The sequence below is a fragment of the Mesorhizobium sp. M7A.F.Ca.US.002.01.1.1 genome, from assembly GCF_004022955.1.
GTDB classification, from domain to species: domain Bacteria; phylum Pseudomonadota; class Alphaproteobacteria; order Rhizobiales; family Rhizobiaceae; genus Mesorhizobium; species Mesorhizobium ciceri.
Window position 1 is genome coordinate 1 of sequence record NZ_RZQE01000196.1, and the last position, 10,404, is coordinate 10,404.

At 63.0% G+C, this 10,404-nt stretch carries 10 protein-coding genes and 2 pseudogenes; 4 read left to right on the forward strand and 8 right to left on the reverse strand.

The window, feature by feature from the left end; genetic code table 11:
• A partial coding sequence (locus EN932_RS19255) for an FAD-dependent oxidoreductase (protein WP_164890539.1) occupies positions 1-1,783 on the forward strand: 1,783 nt, incomplete at its 5' end.
• Between the two features lie 49 nt (positions 1,784-1,832).
• Here the strand turns inward: EN932_RS19255 and EN932_RS19260 are convergent.
• The 4 genes from EN932_RS19260 to EN932_RS19275 are packed head-to-tail and all read right to left on the reverse strand — an operon-like array spanning position 1,833 to position 5,696.
• Positions 1,833-2,420, reverse strand: coding sequence for an NAD(P)H-dependent oxidoreductase (locus EN932_RS19260; protein ID WP_024501339.1), 588 nt, complete (start codon positions 2,418-2,420; stop codon positions 1,833-1,835).
• Positions 2,420-3,001, reverse strand: coding sequence for an NAD(P)H-dependent oxidoreductase (locus EN932_RS19265; RefSeq protein WP_164753555.1), 582 nt, complete (start codon positions 2,999-3,001; stop codon positions 2,420-2,422). The genes EN932_RS19260 and EN932_RS19265 overlap by 1 nt, the downstream gene beginning before the upstream one ends.
• Entirely contained in the window at positions 3,001-4,404 is a 1,404-nt protein-coding gene (locus EN932_RS19270; protein ID WP_127369199.1) for an FAD-binding oxidoreductase, read from the reverse strand. The genes EN932_RS19265 and EN932_RS19270 overlap by 1 nt, the downstream gene beginning before the upstream one ends.
• Positions 4,404-5,696, reverse strand: a complete 1,293-nt coding sequence (locus EN932_RS19275) for a cytosine deaminase (RefSeq protein ID WP_127369197.1) — start codon at positions 5,694-5,696, stop codon at positions 4,404-4,406. The genes EN932_RS19270 and EN932_RS19275 overlap by 1 nt, the downstream gene beginning before the upstream one ends.
• Here EN932_RS19275 and EN932_RS38960 point away from each other — a divergent pair.
• A pseudogene (locus tag EN932_RS38960) lies at positions 5,697-5,857 on the forward strand (precorrin-3B synthase); the annotation flags it as partial.
• 34 nt (positions 5,858-5,891) lie between these two features.
• On the opposite strand, the gene EN932_RS19285 reads toward EN932_RS38960, so the two are convergent.
• From EN932_RS19285 to EN932_RS19295, 3 genes are read right to left on the reverse strand one after another with little or no spacing between them, the layout of a single operon-like run.
• Positions 5,892-6,743 carry an ABC transporter permease gene (locus EN932_RS19285; RefSeq protein ID WP_013531128.1) on the reverse strand — a complete coding sequence of 284 codons (852 nt, stop codon included), beginning with the start codon at positions 6,741-6,743 and terminating at the stop codon, positions 5,892-5,894.
• A complete protein-coding gene (locus tag EN932_RS19290) occupies positions 6,730-7,557 on the reverse strand; it encodes an ABC transporter ATP-binding protein (protein WP_064993741.1) in 828 nt (275 codons plus the stop codon). Before EN932_RS19290 ends, EN932_RS19285 begins: the two co-directional genes overlap by 14 nt.
• 11 nt (positions 7,558-7,568) lie before the next feature.
• On the reverse strand, positions 7,569-8,573 hold the full coding sequence (locus tag EN932_RS19295) for an ABC transporter substrate-binding protein (RefSeq protein ID WP_013531126.1): 1,005 nt from the start codon (positions 8,571-8,573) through the stop codon (positions 7,569-7,571).
• Between the two features lie 264 nt (positions 8,574-8,837).
• Between EN932_RS19295 and EN932_RS19300 the strand changes: the two genes are divergently transcribed.
• Positions 8,838-9,221, forward strand: coding sequence for a RidA family protein (locus EN932_RS19300; RefSeq protein ID WP_024501344.1), 384 nt, complete (start codon positions 8,838-8,840; stop codon positions 9,219-9,221).
• Between the two features lie 54 nt (positions 9,222-9,275).
• Positions 9,276-10,079 (forward strand): creatininase family protein, encoded by an 804-nt coding sequence (locus EN932_RS19305; RefSeq protein ID WP_127384767.1) that lies wholly within the window; start codon positions 9,276-9,278, stop codon positions 10,077-10,079.
• 103 nt (positions 10,080-10,182) lie between these two features.
• Here the strand turns inward: EN932_RS19305 and EN932_RS19310 are convergent.
• Positions 10,183-10,404, reverse strand: a pseudogene (locus EN932_RS19310) (protein tyrosine phosphatase); the annotation flags it as partial.

Sequence of the window (10,404 nt, forward strand, 5' to 3'; positions counted from 1 at the left end):
CGGCGTCACCATCCCGCTGCACGCCTGCGAGCATTTTTACCTCGTCACCGAGCCGATCCCCGGCCTCACCCGCCTGCCGGTGCTGCGTGTGCCCGACGAGTGTGCCTACTACAAGGAGGACGCCGGCAAGATGATGCTGGGCGCTTTCGAGCCGGTGGCAAAGCCCTGGGGCATGGACGGCATCCGTGAAGATTTCTGCTTCGACCAACTGCCGGAGGATATGGAGCATTTCGAGCCGATCCTCGAAATGGGCGTCAACCGCATGCCGATGCTGGCGACCGCCGGCATCCACACCTTCTTCAATGGTCCCGAGAGTTTTACGCCCGACGACCGCTACTATCTCGGCGAGGCGCCGGAACTGTCCGGCTACTGGATGGCGACCGGCTACAATTCGATCGGCATCGTCTCCTCCGGTGGCGCCGGCATGGCGCTGGCGCAGTGGATCAATGATGGCGAAGCCCCCTTCGACCTGTGGGAAGTAGACATCCGCCGTGCCCAGCCGTTCCAGAAGAACCGCCGCTATTTGAAGGAGCGCGTCTCTGAAACGCTTGGCCTGCTCTATGCCGATCATTTCCCCTATCGTCAGATGGCGACGTCGCGCAATGTCAGGCGCTCGCCGCTGCACGAGCATCTGAAGGCGCGCGGCGCTGTCTTCGGCGAAGTCGCCGGCTGGGAGCGCGCCAACTGGTTCGCCCGCGAGGGCCAGGAGCGCGAATACCGCTATTCCTGGAAGCGCCAGAACTGGTTCGACAACCAGCGCGAGGAACACCTTGCGGTCAGGAATGGCGTCGGCCTGTTCGACATGACCTCGTTCGGCAAGATCCGTGTCGAGGGCCGCGACGCCTGTGCTTTCCTGCAAAGACTATGCGCCAACGACATGGATGTCGCGCCGGGCAAGATCGTCTACACCCAGATGCTCAACCAGCGCGGCGGCATCGAGAGTGACCTGACGGTCTCGCGGTTGTCCGAGACGGCGTTCTTCCTCGTCGTCCCAGGCGCCACGCTGCAGCGCGATCTGGCTTGGCTGCGCAAGCACGTCGCCGACGAGTTCGTCGTCGTCACCGACGTAACGGCGGCCGAAAGCGTGCTCTGCCTGATGGGCCCGGACGCGAGAAAGCTGATCCAGAAGGTCAGCCCGAACGATTTCTCCAATGAGAAAAATCCGTTCGGCACGTTCCAGGAGATCGAAATCGGCATGGGCCTGGCTCGCGCCTACCGCGTCACCTATGTCGGCGAACTCGGCTGGGAGCTCTATGTCTCGACCGACCAGGCGGCCCATGTCTTCGAGGTGGTCGAGGAGGCAGGTGTGGATGTCGGCCTGAAACTCTGCGGCCTGCACACGCTGGATTCCTGCCGCATCGAGAAAGCGTTCCGGCATTTCGGCCATGACATCACCGATGAGGACAATGTGCTGGAAGCCGGCCTCGGCTTCGCGGTGAAGACCGCCAAGGGCGACTTCATCGGCCGTGACGCGGTGCTGCGCAAGAAGGAAGCCGGCCTGTCACGCCGGCTCGTACAGTTCCGGCTGAAGGATCCGGAACCCCTGCTCTTCCACAACGAGGCGATCCTGCGCGACGGTAAGATCGTTGGTCCGATAACGTCTGGCAATTACGGCCATCACCTCGGCGGCGCCGTCGGGCTGGGCTATGTGCCTTGCGAGGGCGAGAGCGAGGCGGATGTGCTGGCGTCGTCCTATGAGATCGAAATCGCCGGCGAGCGTTTTGCGGCGGAAGCCTCGCTGAAGCCGATGTACGATCCGAAATCGGAGCGGACGAGGATGTAGTGCCTTCTCGCCTCCCCCTTTGTGGGGGAAGGAAGGGAAAGTCGCCCTCTCAAAACCTTTCCAGCTTCCCTCGCACCTTCGCCAGAAACGCCGCCCTTGTCGCCGGCGTCGAGGCATCCATCAAATAGTGCGCCAGGAAAAACGTCCGGCAGCGCGTCGCGCACAGCGCCCGCATGCCGCGCAGCAGGGTCTTGCGTCCCGGCTGGCCGACGACGACGCTCCACCAGGTCGGCGCGCCGCAGGTGGTGATGACGCCGACCTTGGTTACATGCGTCATCAGCGACTTGATCCGTCCCTTGCCGGCCGGCAGCTTGAAGGCGACGTCCGTCGCCCACACCCGGTCGAGCCAGCCCTTCAGCATCGCCGGCAGTCCGTACCACCAGGTCGGATAGACGAACAGGATCGCTTCGGCCCAGTTGAGCAGTTCGAAATGCGGCTTCAGTGCCGGGTCCTGCGGCGCCTGGTCATTGTAGGAGCGCCGCTCGTCGCAGCCCATCACCGGGTCGAATTTCTCCGCATAGAGGTCGAGCAGCCGCACCTCCCAGCCTCGTCGCATCAGCACGTCGATGGCAGTGTCGCGGATGGCGGCGCAAAAGCTCTCGGGTACCGGATGGCAGTAGACCACCAAGGCGCGCATCAGAACTCATCCATGCGGGCCGCGACCTTGGTCGTGAAAGCCTTGCGCGTGCCGTCGGTAGACAGGTTCATCGCGTAGTGCGCGAGGTAGGTCACCGGCGCGCCCGGTTTGACGGTGGCGCGCAGCATCCGCTTGATCAGCCTGCGCGGCGGATCGCCCATCAGCAGGGCGCGGAACCGGCTGCCGCCGTAGGTGGTCACCGCCGCAACCTTGCGAATGTTGTGCAGCGACGGCTGCGCCTTGCCGTCGACCAATTTGAACGACACGCCGGGCAAGAACACGCGATCGAAAAAGCCTTTCAGGATCGCTGGAAAGCCATAATTCCAGACGGGATAGGAAAGCACCAGCGCATCGGCGCGCAGCAGGCGCTCGACATAAGGCGCGACAGCGTCGGCGGGGCCCCGTGGGTTGTGGTAGTCCAGCCGCTCCTGGCGCGTCAGTCGCGGATCGAAACCCTCGGCATAGAGATCGCAGTCGTCGACCGTATGGCCCGCCGCCGTCAGGCGCTCGACGATCATCCGGTGCAGGCCGGCATTGAAGCTGGTCTCGACCGGATGGGCGTAGAGGACGAGGATGTTCATCATCCTACCTTCTGCAGCCCCTTGAACAAAAAAGTCCGCCCGGAACGGTAGTCGTAGTCCGGGTTTTCCCAGGCGATCATCTTGCCGGGGTTGAGGAGCCCTTGCGGATCGGTCTCGCGCTTGAAGGCGAGTTGCACCGCGTCGGTCTGCTTCATGCCGCCCTCTTCCAGCGTGTAGCGATGCGGGTTGAAGATCGGGCAACCGTTCGCTTCATGCAGGCGCACGATCTCGTCGAGCCGCGCCTCGGTCGTGAACTTGACCAGCGGCAGGCCGAAGCAGGTAATGTTGCCGTCCAGCCGCACGAATTCCAGATGCGAGAAAACCTCGCCCGGAAACATCGCATCCATCTTCTCGACAAGCGCCAGCTGGTTGGGAAAGGGATAGAGCGACTGCAGATAGGTGATCGAAGGGTCGACGCGCAGCGCCCTCAGCGTGGTGTGGTTCCAAGCCAATTCATAGGCCGGCGGCAGGCCTTTTTTCTCATCCGGCGTCGCCGTGGCCGCATTGTAGATCACCTCGCCGCCGGCACGCCGGGTGAAGGCAAGAAAAGCGTCCAGCCCATGCTGCGCCACCATGACGAGGCAAATGCTCTGCCCGTCGCTCAGGAATTTCTGGTGCCGCTTGAAATAGAGCTGCGGCACGGGTGCCGCTATCGGCGTGATCAGCTTGGTCAGGATGCCATCCTGACACGCCAGCGCATTGCCATAGCGGGCCGCATCCATGAAAGCGTCGAAGCCGACAATGACGTCGATCCAGTCATAAGCCGCGGTCAGCGGCATCTCGACTTCCGATATGATGCCGTTGGTGCCGTAGGCATGGGTCACCTTGTGCAGATCCGCGCCGGTGAGCTCGAGCGCTTTCGGCTCGGCCTCCATGGTCACCACGCGCAGCCGAAGCACATTGCCGAAATCGCGCAACCCGCCGAAATTGATCGAGCCGACGCCGCCCGAACCGCCGGCGATGAAGCCGCCAATCGAGGCTGTGTTGTAGGTGGAGGGCGATAGCCGCAGTTCCTGCCCGGAATGCGCCCGCGTTGCCTTGTCGATATCGGCCAGGATCGCCCCCGGCCCGGTCACGACGCGACCCGGAGCGATTGACTTGATCTCGTTCATCTCGGCAAGGTTGAGCACGACGCCGCCGGAGAGCGGCATCGCCTGGCCGTAATTACCGGTGCCGCTGCCGCGCGGCGTCACCGGCACGCCATGACGATGACAGGCGGCAAGCACGCGGATCAGTTCGGCCTCGTTCTTCGGCGTCACGATCAGGTCGCCGGTGACATGGTCGAGCTGCTGCTTCAGCACCGGGCTGTACCAGTAGAAGTCACGGCTCTTCTGCTGGACGATGGCCGGATTGTCGTCGACCTTCAGGCCTTCGAGATCGCGTTTGAGCGCCGAAACATCCATCATTCCACCATCAGTTCGTCGAGTTCGGCATAATCTGGCAATTGGCGGTCGATCGCCTTGCCGCCGCGCACCACGATGCGATCCGATTCGGGCCGCGACAGCAATTCCGTCCAGCTTCGGCCTTTGAACACGATGAAATCGGCATCACCGCCGGCAGCCAGCGTGCCGAAGCCATCAAACCGCATCACCTTGGCCGGCGTCGCGGTGACCGCTTGCGGCCAGTCGGCGACCGGATGATCGAAATGCAGGATGCGCGTCGCCATGCGGTAGACCTCCAGCATGTCGAGATCGCCATAGGCATAGAAGGGATCACGCGTGTTGTCGGAAGCAACCGCCACCGGAATGCCCCTCGCCTTCATCTCGTGCAGCAGCGTCACGCCACGCCAGCGTGGCGTGGTGCCGTCGGCGCGCCGGTCCTGCAGATAGAGATTGCACATCGGCAGCGAGACGACGGCGAGCCCCGCTTTCGCCACCTTGTCCAGCGTGTCGAGCACGTCGAGATCCGGCTGGCGCGCCAGCGAGCAGCAATGGCCGACGAGGATCTTTCCTTCGAAACCGTTCCACAGAGCGGCCTCGGCGATCTTCTTCAGCGATATGGCGGAAATGTCGTTGGTCTCGTCGGCATGGAAATCGAGATCGAGGCCATGCTTGATGGCCTGCGCGAAGACGTGGTCGAGCAGCTCTTCGAGGTCCGGCGCCATATAGGTGACGACACCGAGCACGCCCTTTGCCGCGGCAACCCTCTTTGCCAGCCTGTCGAACCACTTTTTGTCGCGCACGCCTTCGATGCCGAGCAGGCAGGCGCCCTGCAACTCGATGCGGCCGCGCCATTCCTCGCGCATCGCCTCGAACGCCGGCCAGGAGATTTCCTCCTGCGGCGCGACGCTGTCGATGTGGGTGCGCAGCGCCCTTGTGCCATGGGCGTAGGCGCAGCGCAGCGAGAAATCCATCCGCCGCGCCAAATCCTCGGCGCTCCAGCGTGCCACACGATCGGCACCGGCGGCATTCAGCGCACCCATGAACGTGCCGTCGGGATTGGGCTTTCGCGGCCAGATATGGCCCTTGTCGATATGCGTGTGGCAGTCGACGAAGCACGGCAGGATTATACGGCCGCCCAGGTCGACCGCATCAGCGGATCGGCCATGCGCGGTGATGCTGGAAATCTTGCCGTCGGCCACAGCGATGTCGGCAAGCCCGAAGCCGTCAGCATCGAAGGGCGCGGAAAGGCCTGGCGTCAGTGAGCGATGAAGGCGAACATTGGCGAGATGGTAAGAGCCGGAGGTTGGTATCAAGCGTTGCCCCCCTCTGCCCTGCCGGGCATCTCCCCCTCAAGGGGGGAGATTGGCAGCGTCCGTGCCGGCTCATTTTTTTCAATGTTGGAGATTGGCGAAGATCGTGACAGCGGCCAATCTCCCCACTTGAGGGGGAGATGTCCGGCAGGACAGAGGGGGGCGCCTCGCACCAACATATCAATCACGTCACACACCCTAGCGCTCCTGCTTCAGCGCGCTTTCATGCCAGCGCCGCAAGATGAGATGCGATATCAGCGACAGCACGAGGAAGATCAAAATGCCGGTCAGCGAGATCAGGAACAGCGCCGCGAACAGCCGCGGCGCGTTGAGCCGGTAGCCGGCCTCGATGATGCGCGAGGCAAGGCCGGACGACTGGCCGGTGGTACCGGCAACGAACTCGGCCACCACGGCGCCGATCAGCGACAGGCCGCCGGCGATCTTCAACCCGCCGAGGAAATAGGGCATCGCCGCCGGCAGCCTGAGATAGCGCAATTGCTGCCAGCGCGTCGCGCCGTTGAGCTTGAACATATCGCGCAGATTGCGGTCGACGGAGTTGAGGCCAAGCGTGGTGTTGGACAGGATCGGAAAGAAGGCGACGATCCAGGCGCACAGCAGAAGCTTGGTCGTCTGGTCGTTCACATAGATGTTGATCAGCGGAAAGATCGCCACGATCGGCGTCACCTGCAGCACGATGGCGAAGGGGAAGAACGACATCTCGACCCATTTCGACTGCGCGAACAGCACCGCCAGCCCGACCCCGCCTATGACCGCCAGAGCCAAGCTGAGAAAGGTGATGCGCAAGGTGACCAGCAGCGAGGAAAACAGCAGGCCGGCATCGTTGTAGAGCGTCCACAGCACCACGCCGGGACGCGGCAGGATGTATTGCGGGATCTCGTTCCACACGCAGATGCGATCCCACAGCCAGATCGCCAGGATCATGATCGCCAGCGGCAGCACCCAGCGGCCGATCCGTTCGAACCGCGCCTGGCGCACGCGGCGTGCTTCCTCGGGATCGAGTTGGAGCATCCGCTCGTCAATGGCCGTCATAATGCGCGCCTGCTGTTGAGTTGATGGCCTTGACCAGCACGTCGGAGGCCTGACGGCACAGTGCCGCATAGTCTGGCGAGGTGCGAAACGCCTCGTCGCGCGGATAGGAGGCCTCGATGGCGAGTTCGTCGAACACCCTGCCCGGCCGCGCCGCCATGACGACGACGCGGTTGGACAGGAACACGCTTTCGAAGACACTGTGGGTGACGAAGACGACGGTGAACCGTTCGTCCTGCCACAGTTCCAGGAGATCGTTGTTGAGCTTGAAGCGGGTGATCTCGTCGAGTGCCGCGAACGGTTCGTCCATCAGCAGCACGCGCGGTTTGGTCACCATGGCGCGCGCTATGGATACGCGCATCTTCATGCCGCCTGACAGTTCGCGCGGCACCGCGTTTTCGAAGCCGGTCAGGTGAACCCGCGCCAACATCTCCGTTACCGCCGGTGTCGCCTTGGCGCGCGAAATGCCTTTCAGCCGAAGCGGCAGCCAGACATTGTCGAAAACATTGGCCCAGGGCAGCAGCGTCGGCTCCTGGAAGACGAAGCCGATGTTCGAGCGGTCGAGCGAGCCGCCACCGCGCCAATCGAGCACGCCGGAAGTTGGCGTCGACAGGCCGGCGATCAGCCGCAGCGCCGTCGACTTGCCGCAACCCGACGGCCCGAGCAGGCTGACGAAATCGCCTTCCCGGATGGTCAGGTCGACGTCGCTGAGCGCCGTCACGCCGTTGGAGAACACCTTGCCGACGCCCTTCAGCGCCAGGAGCGTCGGGGCCGCACCCGACGCAGCCGGCGCTTGCGCCACTTTTTCCCTTATCATTCCGGGGCGGCCTATTTCTTCAGCTCGAGCCCGACGCCTTTGTTGATGAAGGTCAGCGTGTAGGCCTTCTTGATGTCGATGCCGGCTGGCGTGACCTTGGCCTTGACCATCTTGTCGTAGAAACTCTTGATCCGCGCGTCGGTCATGGCGCCGATGCCGAGCTTTTCGGTGTCGCCGGAATCGGCCAGGCCGAACTTCTTCATCTGCTCGATCGAGAACGCGATCTGCTCGTCGCTCATGTCGGGATTGTCTTTCTTGATCATGTCGTTGGCGGCTTTGTTGTCGCCGTAGAGATATTTGTACCAGCCCTTGGCCGAGCCATCGACGAAGCACTGGACCACCTCCGGCTTCTTGTCGATCGTGTCCTGCATCACCTCGATCGTCGTCGAATAAGTGTCCCAGCCATAGTCGGCGAGCAGGAACTGGTTCGGCACGAAGCCGCCTTCCTTCTGGACCGCGAACGGCTCTGAGGTGACGTAGCCCTGCTGGATCGACTTCTTGTTGGCGAGGAAGGGAGCGGTGTTGTAGGTGTAGGGCGCGCGTTTGGAGGCGTCGAAGCCGAGTTCGATGACCATCCACTGGAAGAAGGTCTGCACGCCCTCGTCGCCCAATATGTACTGGTCGGCGTTCTTCAGGTCCTCCCATTTGTCGAGCCCCTCGCCGGGGTGGGACATGATGACCTGCGGGTCCTTCTGGAAATCCGCCGCCACCACGCGCATCGGTATGCCTTGCTGGACCGCATCGAAGGCCGACAGCAGATTGCCGCCCATGTAGAAATCGATCTTGCCGGCCAGCAGCATCGGCCGGCCGCTGACTTGCGGACCGCCCTGCATGATGGTGACGTCGAGGCCGCAGGCGGCGTAGGTGCCGTCCGCCACGGACTGGTAATATCCGCCATGTTCCGGCTCGGCCAACCAGTTGGTGCCGAAGGTGACTTTCTCATTCGCAGCCGCACCCAGCGTGCTGGCTGCAAGCAGGGCCACAACCGCCACCGAGATCTTCTGTTTTCCGTACATCGACACCACCCTCTGTTTGCTCCGGCGCGCCACGCGCCAGGCTCGACACCAAAGATTCAAGAAGCAAGACACATGCCACCGGCGTCTGGCGCCGGGACCGCCCGCTTGAAAGACGTTGCCATGCCAAGCGCGAACGGGTCATGCTGTACGGAAGGCATCGTGCCTATTTTTTGAACGGCTGTCCACAATCGCCCGGGCAACATGCACCGCCATCTTGAAGGTGTAATGAGTCCGGCTTTAGGTGGCGGCATCCAGGAGATTGCCATGTTCAAATTCCTCACCCCGAAGTCCATCAAGCCGCCCTTTGCCCGCTACAGTCACGGCGTCGAGGTGCCGGCCGGCAAGCGGCTTGTGCTGTGCTCGGGCCAGGTCGCCATCACCGCCGACGACCTGATTCCCGAAGACGCCGGAGCGCAGGCCGAACTCTGCTTTCAAAACATCGCGGCGATTCTCGGCGAAGCCGGCCTGGGTCTCAGGGATATCGTGCGCATCAACGCCTATGTCACCGACCGCGCGCATCTGCGGCCCTATATGGACGTCCGCGACCGGCTGTTTTCGAGCCCCGCGCCAGCGTCGACATTGATGATTGTTTCCGGCTTTGCCCGGCCCGAATTCAAGGTCGAAATCGAGGCCATCGCGGCGGGGTGATCGACAGGCCGCCCGTCCCGCGCTAGGTCTGCCTGACCATTGAAGAGGCATGACATGACCGTACCCAAAAGACGCGTGTGGTGGGGCGACTACCGGACCACCGAATACGCCTCGATCGATCCCGAGGCGACCATCGCCGTGCTGCCAGTGGCGGCGACCGAGCAGCATGGGCCGCATCTGCCTGTTTCGACCGACACGTCGATCATGAACGGCATGCTCGACACGGTCATTTCGCGCCTGCCCGACGATCTCGACATCCGCATCCTGCCGGTGCAGGCCGTGGGCAAGTCCAACGAACACCTGCATGCGCCGGGTACCCTCACTCTGCCGGCAACCACGCTGATCGAAGCCTGGACCGAGCTTGGCCTGTCGATCGCGCGCGCCGGTGTGCGCAAGCTGATCGTGGTCAATTCGCATGGCGGCAACGAGGAGATCATGGGCATCGTCACGCGCGAATTGCGCGTGCGCGAAAAGATGCTGGCGGTGAAGACCAGCTGGCAGCGTTTTGGCCGTCCGGCCGGCATGTATACCGAACTGGAGGACCGTCACGGCATCCATGGCGGCGATGTCGAGACCTCGCTGATGCTGCATTTCCGGCCGGACCTCGTGGACATGGGCAAATCAGACAATTTCGTTTCCAATGTCGCCAAGGCCGAAAAGGAATTTTCGCTGCTGCGCCACACCGGCACCCACGCCTTCGCCTGGATCGCCAGCGATCTCAACCCGAACGGCGTCGTCGGCGACGCCAGCATCGCGACGGCGGAGAAGGGCCGGCTGACGGCAGAATATCAGGCCGACGGCTTCATCAGCCTGCTGCAAGATGTGCGCAAGGCGAAGCTTGCGGAGTGGTTGACGTAGCCTCCAAACCAGTGGCAAGCGCTGTCATCGCTATTCCAGATCCTCTTGAACAAACGAGGCGATGGAGGAGGCGGATCAGACGAACAACGATATGGGGGCAAAGCTAGCTGTCGATCCTCAGCGCAAAGGGCGTGCCTTCAAAGGCGTCCGCGCCGCGCCCGATCGATTCGATCGCCTCGACCATGCGGCCGTTGCGCTCAAGCAACGCATCGGCCACGGCGATCAGTCGCGGATTGGGCGTTGCCGAAGGCGACAGCGCCCGCAGCGTCCGCGCCAATTCGGCCTCGTCACGCTTCGGCGCCAGTGCTGCCGCGATGATATAGGC